Raw genomic sequence first — 18795 nt, 5'->3', positions numbered from 1 at the left:
CTCTCACTTCTGTCTCTTCCCCATATCTATTCTAAAAGTCTTGATTTCATAAGGCTTAATCTGAAATGCCAACTCATCCTTCCGCCACTCTCCCTGCGGCTCCTCCAGCAAATTGCATTCCTGCCATGACGTCATTGGATAGGCGCTCTTCACGCGGACCCGGGTCTGGGAACCAGCGTATTCATGCAAGCGCAGCACTACATGGCTGCCATCTTCCGAACGCTTAATCGCATCGACCAGCACGTGGCTACCCTCGATGGCGAATAACGCCTCACCCTTTAATTCTCCCGATACGGTGCGCAGAGGATTATTAAGCTCCCAAGCCTCCTGCACCACTCCTCCATCCACAAAATCACCTGTATGCGGATAAAGCGCATAAGTGAAGACATGCCGGCCCTGATCCTGCTCTGGATCTGGATGAACCGCCGATTTCAGCAGCGTCAGCCGCAGCACGCTATCCTTGATGTCATAGCCGTATTTGCAATCGTTGAGCAGGGCTACGCCATACCCTCTCTCGCTGACATCGGCCCACTGGTGGGCTACCGATTCAAAGCGGGCATAATCCCAGCTTGTGTTCCAATGGGTTGGCCGTTTAACATTGCCGAATTGAATATCGTAAGTAGCTTCCACAGCATGGATATCAACCGGGAAGGCCGCCTTCAGCAATTGATTATGCCCATGCCAGTCGATCTCTGTTTTGAAGTCAATTCTGGCCGTATCACGGTAGAACACAATCTGCTGGGTAATCGTCGAGGCATGATATGTCCAGTCCATGCGCAGGACAGCTCTAAGCGGACCATTCTCTACTAGAGCGCATTCGGCAAGCTGCGAGATTTCCGTCATTTTCTCCTGGTAAAAAATATCAATGTCCCAGGCTTCAAAATCCAGCGGCTTATCCTCAAATACTTGAAGCACATTGCCACGCTTCCCCGGCGCCAAAAGCTCGCGGCCGTTCCGGCGGTCGTACATCGAGGTGAAATGGCCCTGTTCATTCCAGACCACCTCATACAACGGTGTTGTCAGGCGGTTGCTACCGACTTCCGCAAGCGGTGCTTCCCCAGCCATTCCGGTCTTATCCTGTTCTCCTCGTCCAAATTGCAATACCGCCGTGCCAAGTGCAGGCAAGGAAGGAACAAATACCAGCCAGCCGCCGTCTGCCGTCCGCTGCTGCTCCAAGAGCTGTCCGGCCGCATCATGAATGACAGCAGCATCCGCAGCCTCGCCCGGCAGCTCGACATAACGCGGGCGATCCCAGATTGAGCTGTTCAGCAGCGTGAAGTATTCTTGCTCTCCGGTACCCAGTCCGGCTTCGCTGCAGCCATTAATTAATGCCAGCGACCGCGCCTCCCCTTCCGCATATTCAAGGTCGCTGTCTTCGTACACCTCTTTAATCGACGAGCCGGGAATAATATCGTGGAACTGGTTGCGCAGCAGGATCTCCCATATACCGCGCAGCTCTTCCGCCGGATAACTGGTTTCCAGGTCGCCGCGTCTCACACCGGTCAGCGTGTAGAGCCACTCTGCATCCCGCAGCAGCAATTCCAATCGCCGGTTATATTTTTTGTTACGGGCTTGCGAGGTGTAGGTCCCCCGGTGGCATTCGAAGTATAACTCGCCGTTCCATGTATGCACGTATGCTTCAGAATTCTCAATACGTTCATGCAGCCCGTCAAAGTACTCTCCTGCGCCGCCCATATTTAGCTTTGGAATCCCCGGAAGCTTGTCAAACCGCCGTCTTAGCTCCAACATTTCCCGCGTCGGCCCGCCGCCCCCGTCGCCCCAGCCATAGGTAAACAGCAGGTTATCGTTGATTTCCTTGTCCTGATAGGAATTCCAGATTCCCCGCAGCAATGCGGCAGTCATCCGGCCGTTATACGTGTACGCATCCCCGTTCTTCTCCGAGGTTGTGATGAAATGCGTCAAAATCTCGGAGCCGTCAATCCCCCGCCACCAGAAGGTGTCATGCGGCATCCGGTTGAACTGGTTCCAGCTGATTTTGGTTGTCATAAATGTGGAAATGCCCGACTTGCGCAAAATCTGCGGCAGCGCCCAGCTATAACCGAACACATCCGGCAGCCATAAATACTTGCTGTCGATCCCGAACTGTTCGCGGAAGTAGCGTTTACCCGCCACAATCTGGCGGACCAGGGATTCGCCGGACGGGATATTGCAATCCGCCTCCAGCCACATGGCCCCTTCCGCTTCCCAGCGGCCTTCCTTGATTTTGTCCGAGATCCGCCCGAACAGTTCGGGATAATCCCCCTCCAGATAGTCGTACAATTGCGGCTGTGTCTGCAGGAACTGATATTCCGGGAACTCCTCCATGAGCCGCAGTACGGTAGAGAAGGACCGCGCAATTTTCTCCCGTGTATGCTTTAGCCGCCACAGCCATGCGACATCTATGTGGGTATGGCCAACGGCGGTAATCGTTACATCAAAGGTTTTGGGCATGGCATCCACAGCATGGTTCAGGCTGGCGCCTGCCCGGTACAGCGAAATCCGGTGCGCCTCCGAGCCGGGCTCCGACCAGTCAATTTCCCGGAACGCATCATTCAGCGCCTTTTTCAGCCATTGCTTCTCCGGCTGGTCGCCGCCCAGATAGCGGTAAGTGTCCAGCGCCGCCTGCGACAGATAACACAAATCATCAATCGTTTCATCCAGATAACCAATCATCGCCTCGCTGATCCGGTGCTCCTGGATAACGGGCTTACCCCCACCCTCCAGGCCGGACCACAGCCGGAAGACCAGCTCCACCGTCTGCCCGCTTAGTTCCTCGCCAAAAATAACCTCCCTATGGTTGGTATCAACGCCTTGATATGCCACACCGTTCACAAACAGCAGCGATTCAAACCCGGAGTTGTTGAAGCTCCCCGACTTGCCAAAGTCAAACCTTCCGGCGATCTTGAAGCCCGCTTTGCTTGCGGGCAGCGCCACTACGGCACGCAGCCAAACATAACGGTCACGCCCGCGCCAGTGATCATTTATCTTGATTTTGCCATCAAAAGAAACAGCCTCCGGATATACCCCGTTAGCCCCTTCCTCATCCTCCGCGAGCTCCAGCTCCTCAAGCTCCAGTACCTTGCAATACCTGTACTTCCCAATTTCGGCCTGACGTTTGATTAGCTTTTCTTCTGTCAAAAACATTCTCTCCACCCCTTGTATCCGCTTTCATATCGCCACTATAGCAAATCTCCCCGCTCAAAAACTACGTTATATTTGCTGTATTGACCCTCCTACATTGCAAATCTTGCTTTTCTGGACGTATGACGTATAATGAGGTGGATATTACAGACCAGGGTGGTGAGCATATGCTTGAAAGCGATTTATTGTATGAGCAAGGGTATAGCGTAAGCATCAACACTCCGGCGGATTCTCTTTTTTATTATTTTGATTATGATGAGCGGTCTCACAATATCAATATGGAGTTTCAGCATTTCCATGATTTTTACGAGATTCATATTTTGCTTGATTCCAGAGCAACTCATATCATCGAAGGAAATGTGCATGCCCTTAAGCAATACGATATCGTTCTGCTTCGTCCCTATCGGCTGCATAAGACACAATATCCGGTAGGCCCGCCGCATAAGCGGCTGATCATCAACTTCGCCATGCCCAAAAATATACCGGGTTTCGAAACCGCTTACAATAATATGTTTCTCCCCTTTGGGGAAGAAGTGCCGATCTACCGTCTAAACAACGAGCCGCGCAGTGCCGTGTTTGAGCCTCTTAACAAGATTTTCACCCTGTCACACGGCGCTTCCACTCTGAATTCTGTACTGATCCACAGCCTGTTCCAGCAATTTCTGTGCGCGCTGTACCAGCAGCGGGACAAGAACTGCTATGTTCTCGAAGAAATCGGCAATTCAATGATGCAAAAAATATATTCGATCACCGCATACGTTCACAGCCATTACAGCGGTGAGTTATCCCTTGACTCCATCTCCAGGGATTTTTATATCAGCCCTTATTATTTATCGCACCAATTTAAAGCGGTTACCGGTTTTACACTGACCGAGTATATCCAAATGACCCGTGTGCGCAATGCCCAGCAGCTATTGATTTACAGTCGGGTGAAGATTTCCGTGATCGCTGAGCAGTGCGGCTTCAACAGCTTCTCGCAGTTCAACCGCGTCTTCAATAAGCTTAGCGGCATGTCGCCATCCGAGTTCCGCAAGCAGCAGGCCTCGTCGGGCTCCGCTTCAGCTCTGCTGTCTTATTGAGTCAGAACTATGAAAAAGCCCGTAGCGGATGCGGGCTCTTGACTGTCCGATAAGATTCTGACCGGTATGATTACAAGCCGAAGTAATCCGTAGTGAAGCATAGCAGCAAGAACAACGCCATTGCGCCTCCGGCCAGATAAGCCCTTGTTCGGCTTGCAGCTTTAGCCTGGGGATCTGCCGCCCTGCTTCGCCCGGCCCGTGCCAGCACTAAGCGGAAATAGAGGAGAGCTCCGGCTACGATGAGGACTGCTTCAAATACGGCGCTAAAGGCGGGCAGCTCCCACAGACTGAAGCCAAGCAGCGGCAGGCCGCCAAGGTTGCCTGGCAGGATCGGCATATCGCTGCGGTGGACAATCAGATCGAGAAGCCAGTGGCTAAAGGAGAGAGCGCCAATAACAACACCGCTCCGCTTGCCCCACTGCCACCACGCCAGCAGAGCCGCCGCCAGCGACAGGACAAGCGCCCCAACCAGGGAATGGGTATACACGGCGTGAATAATCTGTTCGCCATAACCGCCATTGCCAATCGGCTCTATGGACTCGGCCCCAATCAGCAGCATTGGCAAAAATGCAATATCCAGCAGCTGCGTGCTTACCAGAAGAGCCCACACCGGAATTTGCGGCTCCTTGGCCTTCACAGCGGCCGCCAGCCCAAAATGTCCTGCAAACATTTTATCCGCCCCTTTTCCATCAATTTTCTGTATCAAGCTGAATGGCAAAGCCCTGCAGCAATGCTTCAAAGGCATGGTCGAATGTGTCCGAAAGCCTGTTCATAATGGATTCCAGCGATTCCTCCGACTGGGCGTAAGTGCCGACGATGCCGCGCAGCATATAATAATAGATGCGGGAGCAACGGAGCAGACTCTCCCCTTCTCCAACCTCAAGATACGCCTGCAAAACGCCCGAAAAGGTGGCAAACATCCGGTTTCGCAGCTGATTAATCGCAAGCTGGGGCTGCGGGTCATCGACTCTGACAGACTCCAGCTCAAAAAAAACAGTGTACATGCTGCGATGCTCCAGACAGAAATGAATAAAAAGGCGGTTAATCTGCTGCAATTTCTCGCTAGGTGTCAAATTGTCCGTTTGTGCCGCCTCAATTAATAGTGCATGTAGCTGCTCCAGGGGCTCCATGGACAAAGCGTGCAGCAACGCCTCCTTATCCTCGAAGTAGAGGTAAATCGTAGTATGGGAGCATTGGGCTTCCTTGGCGATTTCCCTGATCGTTACACTTTCATAGCCCCGCGCCGCAAATAATCTTCCGGCAGCCTGCACGATTGATCGCTTCGTTTTTTCAGAGCGCAGGTCATGCTTCGTTGCCATGTCACTCACCCTTCGCAATTTTTATAACCATTGGTTACTAACCAGTGGTTATATATTATCATAATCTGAATCCAACTGTAAACAGGAGAACGGAAGCTCGGGGGGCCAGCTGAGCCACGAGAAGTCGAACAAGTACGTCTATAACCAACATAAAAAAGGTTCGCAATTGCCTAAGCAACTGCGAACCTTTTTTATTAATATGATGCGGTCGAGAGGACTCGAACCTCCACGGTATTGCTACCACACGGACCTGAACCGTGCGCGTCTGCCAATTCCGCCACGACCGCAAAATAATTTTGCAACGCAAGAAGTAATATATCATGAATTTCTGGATTGGGCAAGATAAAATTTTTATGTAGCGGTTAAATTAGCTGGCAGCACGCTGCTCTTAAAAGACAACTTATAACGAATCACAATCTGAAAAAGAACCTATTCTCCCCAGATTACTGAGAGGATAGGTTCCTTCACAACATCGGAGGATTCTCAGAAGCTTTCTGTTCTAATTAATTGCAACCGCTTGGCCTCTACAATCGCCTCTGAACGCGAATGTACATTCAGCTTCTCAAAAACTCTTGTCAGACTGTACTCGACCGTTCTTTGACTCATTAACAATTTGCTTGCAATCTCCTTATTGCTCTTTCCACTGGCTACTTCTTGCAAAATTTCCTGCTCTCTCTGGCTAATTGAAATATCCTCAGGAAGCTGATTTTCCTTGTTTACGGCAACTTTGACTTCGTTTCTGCGCAATTGGCGCAATAAAGACACCGGAATAACTGCTTCATCTCTCAATGCACAGCGGATCGTATTCAGCAGTTGCTCCTTGGAAGCCGCTTTGGAGATAAAACCGGTCACACCAGACTCGATCAAAAGATTATAGTGTACGCTTATTTCATATCCGGTATAAATAACAATCCTGGATTCGTTGTTTTTTTGGATAGCTCTCTTCGTGAATTCCAATCCGGTAATGGTCGGCATATTAAGATCGCACAAAATGATGTCAAATTCCTGTTGCTCCATGATTTGAAGAGCTTCCATTGCTGATAATACAAACACAACTTCAATATCTGGCTCCTGCTCCAGCATATTTTTGGTTCCTTCACCAACTGAAGGATGATCATCAACTAGCAAAATATGAATCATCTTCTTCCTTCCTTCCATTCTGTGTATCCATAAAAGCCTTCAGCGGCAGCGTAATGCAAACTTGAAACCCTTTTCCCTCCTCAGAGTAGAACTCGCATGTTCCTCCCAGACTGGTGATACGCTCTTTTATGCCGGACAGTCCCATATGGAGGAACGACTCCTGCATATTCGCAATATCCATTCCAACCCCATTGTCTTCATAGGTGAAATAGATTGTATCTCCTTGCTCTAAGGAAATTATTCACAATCAAGCCTAATAAATAAGCATTCCCTCAAGTGTACAGCCGTTAATAGCTGTACACTTTGCTTTTATAGCTGGAAAATTTTATGATTTGGATAAACGGATCTATACTGCATACAGAAAGCTGGTGTTTCCATGAAAATGAAGAGATTGTTTGCGCCGCTGCCGCTTCTTCTTACTGTAAGCCTGCTGTGTATTCTCACAGCTATACTGTTCCCTCCCGCTGGCAAAGCGATTTATTATGCGGCCATTATCTTCTCCGCTCTCCTGCTATCCATTCTCACCCATGAATCAGGCCATTTGCTGACTGGCATCGTCTATGGATTGAAGCCGCTGGAAATGATTGTCGGACCGTTTCGCCTGAACTTCAATGGGCGTTTCCCCCGGCTGACCCAGAACCATAACTGGCTGAGCTTTGGTGGAACGATGCGCTTTGCCGCAAGCTCAGAAGATCTGAAAGACATGGCGTTCAAATGGTCAAGGATATCTCTTGGTGGCCCTGCCGCCAGCCTGCTTCTTAGCTTGCTGATTCTGATCCTTGGCCAATCTTTACATATATGGACTGAGTTGCTGTTCTGGATCAGCCTAGCTATCGGCACTGCCACCCTTATTCCTTTCAGCAATGGGGCAAGCCATTCTGACGGCAAGCTGTTCAGCATCTTGATCAAGAAATCGGCACGAGCCGATCTGTTGATGACAAGCGTTATTCTCCAGAAGGATTATCTTTCAGAGCGTCCTCCAGGCAACTGGAATGCCCTGGTCATCACTGCAGCCGCCCGGCTTCTGGACAGCTTACCTGAAAGGACAGCCTGGCAATTGGCGGAGGAGTCTGAGCTACGGCTGTTTCTCTATTATTACTTTGCCGACAAGCAGCAACTGGACAAGGCTCTGGCATACATCCGGCCTATTGCTTTGTCTGCGCATCCATCCGGTCAAGTACCGGCCACCCGCCATATGATTGACAGTTTCTACGCAGGCCACCTCCTCTTGCACCAGCCATTCGGAGACACTTCCCGTTCGGAAGCAGAGAGCTTGATCAATTCATTATCCAAGCAGGAACCTTACAGCTACCACAAGGCCTGGGCAGCCATGCTGGCTACACAGGGAAAGCAGGCAGAAGCTGCAGAACATTTGTCCCAGGCCAGGTTGCTGCTGGACCGTTGGTTCAGACCATTCGGCACCTACCAATTTGAACAAAGCGTATTAGTGCAAATAGAGAACCGCCTGCAATTGTAATCCCAGGCGTCCCCAAAAAGTGCCTTTTTGCGAAGTACCGACTGAACACTGATACTGCTAACATTAAGGCATTAAGAAGACTGGGAGGAAAAAAGATGCCATCAGTAATCACCAAATCCAGCTCGCCTGAGCTTAACAGCCGGAATGCTGCATCGCTTTTTTTAAAGGAACGCGAGCCTCTTCTTGGATTACAATTCAAATCTTCACCCCCAATTGAAGGGCTAAGTGTCAATTCTGTCATTGAGCAGTGGAAAAACGATTCTCTCCTGCTGGATGACAAGCAGTTCCAGAACAGAGTGGCTGCGGATCATTGGACAGAAGAAACCTTCGGTGAACTCCTTATGGCAAAGATTGATCCGAAGAAGCTTCCGGTTGCTCTGCCTGATACTTGCACTGATTGGGTCGGAGTTTCGGAATTGGAAGAGGCACTAGAGCTGAACCGTTCAATCCCGCTGCAAGGCCCGGCTACGCTGAAGCTTATCTCGGCATTCCGTCCGTTTCTGCTCTGGGCTGCGAAGAAATGGGATCAATCCGTTGCGGGGATGGAGGATATCGAGAGGTTCGTGAACACGGATGCTGTTCGTGAAAAGCTGCTCAATGAGCTGGCCGAATGTCTTCTGCAGAGCGGAGCGCGGACTCTGGTGCTTGAACTGCATGTGGCCAAAAAGCTTGAGGAGCTGGAGGGAGATACACCCGAGGAACGTTTTCAAAGCTTTGTTGCAAAGAAATTATGCCGGACTGCCGACTTGGAATTTATTTATGGCGAATATCCGATGCTTGCCCGCATGCTCATGATCCGGACCCGATTCATTGTTGATGCTGTGCTTGAAGCGATTGTCCGCTTTAAGGCTGACCATGCTGAAATCTTGGATGCATTGGCACTTTCAGCAAGCAGCGGCAGACTTCTATCATTCTCAGCCGGGATGGGTGATGCCCATCAGCAGGGACGTTCCGTCATGCGGCTTCGTCTGGAATCGGGCGAGGAACTGATGTATAAACCGAAACCGCTGGGAGCCTCCTTCCACTTTAGCAAACTGCTCGAATGGATGAATACGCAGGGGTTCTCTCCCGCTTTTCAGCCGCTTCTCGTGCTGGATAAAGGCGCTTACGGATGGGAGGAGTGCATCGCTGTCAAGAGCTGTAGCTCCATATCCGAGGTAACCCGCTTCTATCAACGCCTGGGAGGATTATTAGCTATTTTGTATAGTACCCACGGCACCGATTTCCATATGGAGAATGTGATTGCCCGGGGGGAGCACCCTGTCCCTATCGATTTGGAAACCTTATTCCATAACGCTCCCGCACTGAATTTCCCCGATACGGCTGATGTCGAAGCCAAGAAAAAAGTAGTCGATTCCGTTATCGGCACCGGGCTCCTTCCCTTGCTGCTTTATCAGAATGAAGAAGGCTTTGGCATCGAAATGAGCGGTATGGGGGGAGACGGCGGACAACTTCTGCCCTTCCCCATCCTGCAGGTTGAGAATGATGATACGGATGAGATGCGGTTCGTTCGTAAAGCGAAAAAATCTGGTTCTTCCAGCAACAGGCCAAAATTAGGCAACCAGAATACTCTTGCAAGTGACTTTGTGGATGATATTGTACTTGGCTTCCGGCAAGCCTGTTCAATTATGCGTCAGAATCTGCCGCAAGTGCTAAATGAGACAGATGGTCCGCTGGCAGCGTTCAAGAATGATACCATCCGCATTATTCTTAGGCCTACGCAATTTTACGCCAACTTCCTTATGGAATCTCATCATCCCAACTATACCAAGGACGCTATGGATAGAGAAAAACTGCTGGACCGACTCTGGTATACCGTTCTGGATACACGTGCAATCTCTTCTGAACGGGAAGATCTGCTCTTCGGAGACATTCCCTATTTCACATCAACGCCTACTTCCCGCGATCTGTTTGACAGCCGTGGCAAGCGAATTCCAGATTTCTTTCCAACGACCAGCTTTGAACGGGTCATTCAGCGTATCATGGCTTTGGACGAGACGGAACAAGAACGCCAGGCTGGCTGGATTGTTTCCTCTATCCTTGGATCTGCTGAATGGACTTCCTCCAGACCCCTATGTTGCGGCACATCTTCTTCCCTGACAATCAACTCTGCCGGAGAAACTGCCACACAAGTGAACTTCGATCAGGAGGAAATACCTTCCACCTACCTAGGACATGCCGTTGAAATCGGAGAGTATTTGCTGGAACAGGCGATCTTCAGCAAAGGCCGCTCGGATGCGTCATGGATTGATGTAGGAATGAACTACCGGGGACAATGGCATGTATCGGCAATGAAAGGGGGCTTGTACGATGGTACGGCGGGGCCTGCCCTTTTCCTAGCTTATCTCGCCTCCATAACGGGACGACAGGACTACGCGGAAGTCGCCCGGCTGGCTATGCAGACTTCACTGGCTTCACTCCCCTACCATTCCAATTTCAGCTCAGCCTTCTATGGTCAGGCATCCATTCTCTATACACTGTCACATTTTATGAAGCTTGGTATGGCTGACTCTTCATGGGGGGATCGTCAGAAGATGCTTATTAACCACTTAGGTACGATCACAGCTAATGACCAGTGCTATGATGTACTTGGAGGTTCTGCCGGGGTTATTCTCGTACTGCTTCAAGTCTATAGACGATTTGGAGTCGAGCAGGCGCTTAATGTCGCTGTCGATTATGGAAATCACCTGCTTGCCCACTCGGTTTCTACGGACAGCGGCATCGCCTGGCCTTCCCTCCTGAAGACACAGCAGCCCTTGGGAGGATTTGCACATGGAGCGGCGGGAATCGCTTCAGCTCTCGAACTCATTTGGCAAGAAACCGGAATAGATACATTTCACGAGCATGCGGAAGCTGCACTTTCCTTTGAGCGGTCACTATTCTCTCGGGAGCATGGTAACTGGGCAGACCTGCGAAAAGACGGGGCTTCGACCTACCAATCTAAATATTGGTGCCACGGTTCGGCAGGGATCGGCTTGGGAAGGCTGCTCATGCTTGAGTCATCCGGTATAGACAGCCGAGTGCTGCTCAATGAAATAGACACCGCAATTCAAGCCACTTTGAACGGCGGAATTGGGGCAAGCCACTGCCTTTGCCACGGAGATATGGGCAATAGTGAACTGCTGCTGCTGTCAGGTACAAAATTAGGACGTCCCGATCAAGTCAGAACAGCACATCTTATAGCAAATCAAATGATCAGCGAAAAGAAACAACAAGGAGCATACCGTACCGGAATTCCCCGCGGGTTAAAAACACCGGGCTTTTTCCTGGGGTACTCGGGAATTGGCTACCAGTTATTGCGGCTGGCCGACCACAACCAGGTCCCATCGGTATTGTCTCTGGAGATTTAAGCTGGAATCGCAAATGATTCTCGGCTCTGCCGTCCTCTGAAAGAGGTGGCGTCCGTTTCTCCAGAAAGATAAGGATTAATTGTAGCGTGAAACATATAAATTCTTATCTTTTAAAAAAGGTTCGCAATTGCCTAAGCAACTGCGAACCTTTTTTTATTAAAATGATGCGGTCGAGAGGACTCGAACCTCCACGGTATTGCTACCACACGGACCTGAACCGTGCGCGTCTGCCAATTCCGCCACGACCGCAAAATAATTTTGCAAAGCAGGAAGTAATATAACACGATTCCGCCGGAAGAGCAAGAGGTTTTCATAAAGAAATCTATTTCAATAACAGAGCCGGCACCGCATACTCAACTCACGGTTGAATATTTAATCTTTTCTCCATCCTACAATCCATGTTCTTTCCTCAGGGCCGAATTATAATAAACTTACGACGTCGAATTAAAAATAGGGAGATATACAATGATCAACAGCGAACAAGTAGGCAAGCGTATTGCCAGCTTCCGCAAGGCCAAAAAACTGTCCCAGGAGCAGCTAGCCGAACAGTTGAATGTCAGCGCTCAGGCCATATCCAAATGGGAAACCGGCAAAGCCCTGCCCGAAACTGCCAACCTTCCGCAGCTCGCCCGTGTGCTGGGCCATTCCATTGATCATATTTTGCAGCCCCAGGAACTGATTGTACTTCAGGCCATTTATACGGATGGTCAGGTGGAGCATGATGTCACTCATTTCGTGAACCAATTCGTTACCGGCAGCGCACTAAGCCTAACCGTCAGCGAGCTAACGTTCCCCCAATTCATCGAGAGCGAACGGCTGAAGCTGCTGCTCGTTAAATACGAGACCCCTTCCGGGATCAGATCAGCCTACGCGCTAAGCGGCCAGTTGCTCACCCTTGATATTCATTCCAAAGGTCATGCTTTATGCAACAGCGGGCTCGACATTGTGTTTGCCGCCTACGGCAATGAACGGGCGAACGTCAGTGTTTTGTATAAGCTGAAGCATTATGCATTTTTTCAGTGGAAGGAGTTCACTGCGAGTCATGAGCTTTTTCCCAGCCTAATTGACAATAGCGGCAACGATTATCTGCTGCTCCTCTATTTGAATGCAGAAGGTATTCATGCCGTAAGCTGCGCCGAAGGCGAGCAGATTCACTATAGCGCAGACGGGACCCGGCTGTTTCAAAGTGATTCTCCCCTAAAAAAATATATTGTAGAGGGCGTAGACCGCCTGGGCTTCGGCAGGGGAATGGACTGCTCCTGGGCAGGAGCGATGTATTCGTCTCTGGCCGCCAGTGGAATAGATACCACCTATGAGCAGATTATGGGAGTGTCGGGGGCGTGCTGGAGAATTGCTTTTACACCTATATGGGATTACAGCTCAGCGGATGCTCTTGTCGCCTACGACTACTCTGCCCCGGCTTGCACCGCCTTCGGGCTTACAGCTAGTTGGGCCGACAGATTACAGCCTGAGGAACGCAAATTGGCGAAACACCACCTCATGGACAGCATCCGTAAGCACCAGCTGCCGATAGCCATAAATCTGCGGGTCGCTCCCGAGTGGGGTGTGATCACGGGTTATTTGGATGATGGGCGCACCCTGCTGTGCCGCAGCTACTTCGACGACGAAACCTATAGCGATCTTCAGGACAATTCAGAGTTTCTGGAAGATATGAAGATCAGCAAAGGCTATTTGTATGTGGATCATTGGCCTTACAGGCTTGCTCATTTCAGCAGTCAAGAGAATCAACCGTCAGCACAGGAGAATCTGTATGGTTCGCTCCGCGTAAAAGTAGAATCAATGAATGCGGCAGAGCGCAACGGCTATTGGCTGGGGTACAGAGCGATAGAGGGCTGGAGTGAAAGCTTGCTTGACCACTCATGGTACATGGCCGCAGATGACGAAGCTTTCGCGCGCAGGATGGGAGTGAACCACTTTTGTATGATGGCATTGGCAGATGCCCGTAGAAGCGCCGCCGCATACTTATCAGAGTCACTACCGCTGCTGGACCACCCGCTGGCCTATCAAGCGCTGTCGGAGCTGGCCGAAGTCTATGGGCAAATCTCTGCCTTGCTTGCAGATTTCTACGGGAGCATGACCGATCCGGCTTCACTCTCAGGAAGCGCTTCTCCTAAGCAGCTATGGACCGTGGAACAGCGGGAACGGCAGGCCGGGCAGTTGCAATTGCTTGCCGCCTTGGAGCATCAAGGGGATGTGCTTGCACAGACGGTGCTGGAGAACCGGGAACATTAACAGCATCAGCCTGCTAAAAGAAAAGCGAAAAGGCTGCCGAGACCTTCCCGACAGCCTGAAGACACCTTGCGGGGTGTCTTTTTCTTCGAGGCGATTTTCACTTGTTGCCCCTACCACTCTTACCCGAGCTTCTTCACCGGCCGCAGCACGGCATAGCCGTAGCCCTCCGGAAAATGGCGCTGGTAATCCTGCTTCGTATCCTCATCCCAGATGTAGCCCATAGTCTTGGGGTCGTAGTTCCAGGCCACTTCTTCGACCGTCCGCATCACTTCGCCATTGTCCTTCAAATAATCAAACGGCGGATGAAAAAAGACCAGATACTCCGATTCCGGGATATCCCTGGCCTCCATTCCCTCAGGGATTTCACCAGCATAGTCCGCCGCCACAGGGATACCGTACAGGTAGCCCTTTTGTCCGTTCTGGTAGAACCAGCCCGCCGTCTGGCCGATTTGACCGGGAAGCGTATGGTGCGACATACTCTCCAGCGTTCCCGACACCTCGTCGCAATCATGGCCATGCTCCCAGAACTGGCCGTAATTGTCCACGTCCGCATCCCAGATCCCTATGAATTTATGGGCCGGTATACGCTCAATCTTGATCTCCGCTTCCTGTAAATGTACCTGTCTCATTTTATCCCGCTCCTTGATCAGATAGTGATAAGGGGAGAACACTTCAGCGCGAATCGCCAGCGGAATGGGCCGGGGCGCCTTGCGGTAGGCACGGGGTGTAATCTGAAAAGCCTTCACAAACGCCCGCGAGAACGCCTCCTGTGAGGAGAAACCGAACTTCACCGCAATATCCAGAATCCGGGCATCCGTATCACGCAGCTCTAGCGCGGCGCGGCTGATCCTGCGCATCCAGGCATAATCCCGCAAAGTCACTCCGGTCAGCGAGTGAAACTGCTTCGTGCAATAGTACGGCGAGTAGCCAAGCTGCTCGGACATTTTCAAAAGCGAAGGCACAGCGGCAAGATCCCCTTCGATCCAATCCACCATAAGCTGAACCATTTCATTCCATTCGTACACGCTATGTTCTCTCCTTTCCCTATTGATCTTAGCAGAGGGAATTCCTGGAGTTTTGACTTGAATTGCAGTGCCCTAACCAAAAAGGACACCCTAAGGTATCCTTTTCGGTTAGGCATAATTTAGTTAACTGTGATGATTAATAGATCACTAGCTTCCTTTTCTCCCTCTTTCGCAAACAGCTTAATGGTCTGCCCGGATACTAATGGATTAGTATCAAAGGAGAACGAGCCATCATTCTGTACTTGCGCTGAACCATAGACTTCGTTGTTCTCATTCACAAGAAAAACTGTTGTAGGAACATAATTACTCACTACTACCCCGGAGTAAGTACCTTGAATTTTCGTGGCTCCTGCACTAACAATGCTGGTAACTACAGGCATATCTGCTCTGGGGACTGCTTGAATAGTAATATATAATGGATCACTTGGTAGCTTGCCTGCTTCATCAGCAACGATATAGATTCGGTCTCCACCGTGCAACATGGTAAACCATATTCCCATCTGCCATTGTCCGGTATTCATATCTGCGGATACACCTGTTAAGATTTGACGGCCATCTTCATGAAATAATCTGACAACCGCGCTTTTAGCAGCCGTGCCACTTAACATTCTAGTATTTCCATACACCTGGTTATTGGTGAGCACTGGTGGGCTGGACTTACCATCGGGAGCTAATGCCGTGAGCACAAAAGCATCACTTATAAGCTTACCTCTTGAGTCGGCTCTAATGATCAGTTTCTCTCCAGGTGCAACTGGTCTTGGATAGGAGGGCATGGATAAGGAAAACTCTCCCAGATCATTCGCTTCATTGTTGGAGATGAGGGTGCCGTCTCCATAATAAAGGTACACCGTGGCATGTGGCTCCGCGATCCCATAGAATATGGAATCAATATCTGCATATACCGCTGTAGTAACCTGTGGGATAGAAGTCGCAACGGTAGGCTCCATTACTGTAAATATTAAAGGCTTACTTTCCTTCAATCCTGAAGCGACTGCCGTTAATTGGTATTGCCCATTTGGTGCGAGCTTCAAATCTCGGAAAGTAACCTTCCCATTAAAAGTAGGGAATTCTGCAATAATGTTGCCGTTTATGTCTTTTAGATATAACCATGACGATTGAGAATACGGGAACTGGAGATACGCATCAATAAAAGTATAATCACTGTAAACTTCCCCAACGACCGTCGGTGTCATGGTAACGGGTCTATTGGCTACGAGAACTGAAATGGGCTTACTGATAAGCCTTTCGTACCCCTTAGCCGTTAGATATAAAGTCTCTCCGGCAACAGGACGAGGGGCTAACTGAATATCAAATTTACCCCCATACTCCTGACCACTCGTTTTTCCCTGGCCAATTACTGTTCCATCGGACCGTTTGACAACAATAATAGAATTCCCTTCAGCCTTGCCGACTACATGCCAGTCATCCTCATAGACTGTTCCTTCTACCTCAGGCTGCGTAGTTACAGCAGTGGGAGCTACGACTTGAATATAGGTAGGATCGCTTTTTCTCTTACCCATAGCTTGCGCATAGACTAATAGTTTCTCACCTGCAGTGAAAGTGAGTTTATCCGATAAATAAATCTCAAAAAGATAGCCAGAATTGCTATACGATGCTCCAACGAAGGTTCCATCCGCCCGGGTTATTGTAATATCATTTGAGTACTCCTGCTCAATTGAACCTCTGATAATCTTAGTATCTTCATATACAACACTGGTTACGACAGGTGCCTTGGTCTTCGGTCTTTCCACCACATTAACCTCAAACCGTTCGGTAGTCCATCCGCTGTCAGTATACAGAGTAACAAACAATTTGTCTTTGTCTTTCAGGATTAATCCCGGATTATAATCATACAGGTTAATACTGAAAAAAGTACCATACTTGCCATTGGAACTCTTCAGTTCCGTTCCGTTCTCAAGCTCTATCTTAACTCTGAACGGCTCCTTTAAATTCATAACACTGCCATTAAGATAAGCATTATCGGTGTAGGTTGTTTTATCAACCTTTGCCTCAGGCGCTTTATCTTTAATAATTATATCCGGAAGGATCAGATCTTTGCCTGCTTCTACCGTGAATTCATCTGTAGAATATCTATATGGGTAAATATAAATGTTAACAATATAAGTTCCGGGAATCACATTATTAAAAGCAAACTCACCACTTTTATTTGTTGTGCCGGTGTAGCTTCCTTTAGTCTCATTCACTCCCGTTAAGTAAACAGGCATGTCGGAGATAGGAAGCGTTGTGGTCCCGTCATAGTTCTGATGAAATAACACTCCTGTTACATTGATGCTAGATTTCGATACTGTGATAGCTTCAGATAACACAGCGTTTGCATTCTTAAATGACAGAGAATATACGGCTACTTGATCCACCTTATCGCTGCCAATAGAGGGGATGGTCAATCTCACTGTTGTTTTATTTTCCAGCAAGTTAACTTGTGAAACAGCCACCTTTTTGAAGTCTTCATTATTAATTTTTGCAAGAACCGTGAAATCTGCAGCTTCCGGCATAGTGGTCAGGCTTTGGTTAAACAAAACATCAATTGTTCCGTTGGCCGCCGTAATTCGGGTTACTGCCAAGGCCGGATTCACAGGGACGGTTCCGCCTCCTGTTCCAGGGCCAGAAGTGCCTCCACCTCCAGTAACACCGCCTCCTCCGCCCGAAGGAACAACCAGTTGCTCTCCCTTTGGCAATACGGAGTCTTTTGCCTCTTCGGACAGTATGATCCCCTTAACTTTACCTTCACCCGAAACAGCCAACTTGCTCTTTAATTCCAGCTTCTGTATGATTACATCCTTATTTAAAATAAAGTTTGGAATCACTAAGTTTTCTTTTATGAATAGGCTGGTTACCTTGCCTGAACGAACATTGAATTCGTTGACACTGGCATTAACCGATACATTATTAAAGTCACCGGAGATTAATATCTTTCTCTCTTTGGTAGCTTTAGTTTCGGGAAGCACCGTTAAATTCACAAAGCCGTCTCCAGAAATACCATTTTCCTCAATAATGGCACTGGATAAAATTTGTGTATCTTGGATAACGGTTGTACCCTCTGTAACAATTCGGACAGCCTGGTTCAGTCTATTTACAGACACTATTCCAAGTTGACTATTTTTAATATGAATACTGTTCGTACCGCCACCTTCAATCCTGGTTACACCATCTACCTGGATCTGTTCAAGGAAGGCATCCCCGTCTGCAACCTCTTTAGAAATAATTAAATCGCCCAAGATATGCATATTCTTAAGGGTGATATTTGAAGATTGAATAATTACATCACCATGTACTGTACTCGCCTTAGACTCCCCAAAGATACCAGCTTTGTCATAAATGACAGTGCTCAAAGCCAACGCTTTCTTAATCACAACTACAGATTCAGCACGGGTCAGTTCACGCTGAGGCTGAAACGTTCCATCTGGACTATTACTCATAATGCCTTTATCCAGAAGGTAGCTGATTGCCGACTTGCTCCAGGCAGGTATGAGATTTGAATCTTTTGCAGAAATCGGAGAGGATGTCCCTTTATTATCGAGCTTTAACAATCTCGATATAATAACCGCTGTTTCTTGTCTTGTTATTTGTTTTTCAGGACGAAAGGTATTATCATCGAAGCCGCTAATATAACCTTGGGCTATAGCTTTCTGTACTTCTATGTAAGCCCAGTTCGTTTGCTTGAGATCTTTAAAACGGATATCACTCGTATCAGAGTACTTGAATACCCTGTTCACAAGAGCTACAAACTCACTTCTTGAAATCACAGCCTCAGGCCGGAAGGTATGATCGGGATATCCAGTAATTAATCCTTTATCCAGCCATTCCTGAATATCTGTCTCAGCCCAATTTCCCTTGATATCTGTCATTTGCTCTGTACCAGCATAAATTCGGGAGAAAGGCAAGAGGACAAATAGCATTACAATAAAACAAGCATTTCTTAAAAACCGATTGTTAACCAATAGATTAGGTCACTCCCCATTAGAAATTAGTAAAAGTATTAGGACTAAAGCC

11 protein-coding genes and 2 tRNA genes are annotated in these 18795 nt (G+C 48.9%); 4 read left to right on the top strand and 9 right to left on the bottom strand.

Features of this window, described 5'->3' with window-relative positions; genetic code table 11:
* Positions 1-3 precede the first annotated feature (3 nt).
* Positions 4-3144 (bottom strand): alpha-mannosidase, encoded by a 3141-nt coding sequence (locus AC0LWN_RS23845; protein WP_474669750.1) that lies wholly within the window; start codon positions 3142-3144, stop codon positions 4-6.
* A 164-nt stretch (positions 3145-3308) separates the two neighbouring features.
* On the opposite strand from AC0LWN_RS23845, the gene AC0LWN_RS23840 reads away from it, so the two are divergent.
* Positions 3309-4220 carry a helix-turn-helix transcriptional regulator gene (locus AC0LWN_RS23840; protein ID WP_474669748.1) on the top strand — a complete coding sequence of 304 codons (912 nt, stop codon included), beginning with the start codon at positions 3309-3311 and terminating at the stop codon, positions 4218-4220.
* 70 nt (positions 4221-4290) lie between these two features.
* On the opposite strand, the gene AC0LWN_RS23835 is transcribed toward AC0LWN_RS23840, so the two are convergent.
* The 5 genes from AC0LWN_RS23835 to AC0LWN_RS23815 all read right to left on the bottom strand — a co-directional run bounded on the left by AC0LWN_RS23835 (position 4291) and on the right by AC0LWN_RS23815 (position 6917).
* A complete protein-coding gene (locus tag AC0LWN_RS23835; protein WP_474669746.1) occupies positions 4291-4890 on the bottom strand; it encodes a permease in 600 nt (199 codons plus the stop codon).
* Between the two features lie 19 nt (positions 4891-4909).
* Positions 4910-5539 carry a TetR/AcrR family transcriptional regulator gene (locus AC0LWN_RS23830; protein ID WP_474669744.1) on the bottom strand — a complete coding sequence of 210 codons (630 nt, stop codon included), beginning with the start codon at positions 5537-5539 and terminating at the stop codon, positions 4910-4912.
* A 203-nt stretch (positions 5540-5742) separates the two neighbouring features.
* A tRNA-Leu gene (locus AC0LWN_RS23825) sits at positions 5743-5826 on the bottom strand.
* A 196-nt stretch (positions 5827-6022) separates the two neighbouring features.
* Positions 6023-6679, bottom strand: coding sequence for a response regulator transcription factor (locus AC0LWN_RS23820; RefSeq protein ID WP_474669742.1), 657 nt, complete (start codon positions 6677-6679; stop codon positions 6023-6025).
* Positions 6657-6917 (bottom strand): sensor histidine kinase, encoded by a 261-nt coding sequence (locus tag AC0LWN_RS23815; protein ID WP_474669833.1) that lies wholly within the window; start codon positions 6915-6917, stop codon positions 6657-6659. Before AC0LWN_RS23815 ends, AC0LWN_RS23820 begins: the two co-directional genes overlap by 23 nt.
* Positions 6918-7055: 138 nt before the next feature.
* Between AC0LWN_RS23815 and AC0LWN_RS23810 the strand changes: the two genes are divergently transcribed.
* Positions 7056-8156: a site-2 protease family protein gene (locus AC0LWN_RS23810; RefSeq protein ID WP_474669740.1), complete on the top strand. Its 1101-nt coding sequence runs from the start codon at positions 7056-7058 to the stop codon at positions 8154-8156.
* A 95-nt stretch (positions 8157-8251) separates the two neighbouring features.
* A complete protein-coding gene (locus AC0LWN_RS23805; protein ID WP_474669738.1) occupies positions 8252-11506 on the top strand; it encodes a type 2 lanthipeptide synthetase LanM family protein in 3255 nt (1084 codons plus the stop codon).
* A 165-nt stretch (positions 11507-11671) separates the two neighbouring features.
* On the opposite strand, the gene AC0LWN_RS23800 is transcribed toward AC0LWN_RS23805, so the two are convergent.
* Positions 11672-11755 (bottom strand) — tRNA-Leu (locus AC0LWN_RS23800).
* A gap of 216 nt (positions 11756-11971) precedes the next feature.
* On the opposite strand from AC0LWN_RS23800, the gene AC0LWN_RS23795 reads away from it, so the two are divergent.
* Positions 11972-13759, top strand: coding sequence for a helix-turn-helix domain-containing protein (locus AC0LWN_RS23795; protein ID WP_474669736.1), 1788 nt, complete (start codon positions 11972-11974; stop codon positions 13757-13759).
* Between the two features lie 119 nt (positions 13760-13878).
* Here AC0LWN_RS23795 and AC0LWN_RS23790 read toward each other — a convergent pair whose 3' ends face one another.
* Together AC0LWN_RS23790 and AC0LWN_RS23785 are read right to left on the bottom strand one after the other, a co-directional pair.
* Complete coding sequence (locus AC0LWN_RS23790; RefSeq protein ID WP_474669734.1) at positions 13879-14784, bottom strand: helix-turn-helix domain-containing protein; 906 nt, start codon at positions 14782-14784, stop codon at positions 13879-13881.
* A gap of 119 nt (positions 14785-14903) precedes the next feature.
* Positions 14904-18743: an S-layer homology domain-containing protein gene (locus AC0LWN_RS23785; protein ID WP_474669732.1), complete on the bottom strand. Its 3840-nt coding sequence runs from the start codon at positions 18741-18743 to the stop codon at positions 14904-14906.
* Positions 18744-18795 lie beyond the last annotated feature (52 nt).

The organism is Paenibacillus sp. sgz302115, from assembly GCF_056120445.1.
The sequence above is the reverse complement of the archived record's forward strand: the minus strand, read 5'-3'. Positions and strand labels throughout refer to the sequence as shown.

Excerpts from the sequence above, each read along its gene's own strand:
- AC0LWN_RS23820 (WP_474669742.1), bottom strand. The coding sequence starts at position 6,679 with ATGATTCATATTTTGCTAGTTGATGATCATCCTTCAGTTGGTGAAGGA.
- AC0LWN_RS23810 (WP_474669740.1), top strand. The coding sequence starts at position 7,056 with ATGAAAATGAAGAGATTGTTTGCGCCGCTGCCGCTTCTTCTTACTGTA.
- AC0LWN_RS23830 (WP_474669744.1), bottom strand. The coding sequence starts at position 5,539 with ATGGCAACGAAGCATGACCTGCGCTCTGAAAAAACGAAGCGATCAATC.
- AC0LWN_RS23845 (WP_474669750.1), bottom strand. The coding sequence starts at position 3,144 with ATGTTTTTGACAGAAGAAAAGCTAATCAAACGTCAGGCCGAAATTGGG.
- AC0LWN_RS23795 (WP_474669736.1), top strand. The coding sequence starts at position 11,972 with ATGATCAACAGCGAACAAGTAGGCAAGCGTATTGCCAGCTTCCGCAAG.
- AC0LWN_RS23840 (WP_474669748.1), top strand. The coding sequence starts at position 3,309 with ATGCTTGAAAGCGATTTATTGTATGAGCAAGGGTATAGCGTAAGCATC.
- AC0LWN_RS23835 (WP_474669746.1), bottom strand. The coding sequence starts at position 4,890 with ATGTTTGCAGGACATTTTGGGCTGGCGGCCGCTGTGAAGGCCAAGGAG.
- AC0LWN_RS23805 (WP_474669738.1), top strand. The coding sequence starts at position 8,252 with ATGCCATCAGTAATCACCAAATCCAGCTCGCCTGAGCTTAACAGCCGG.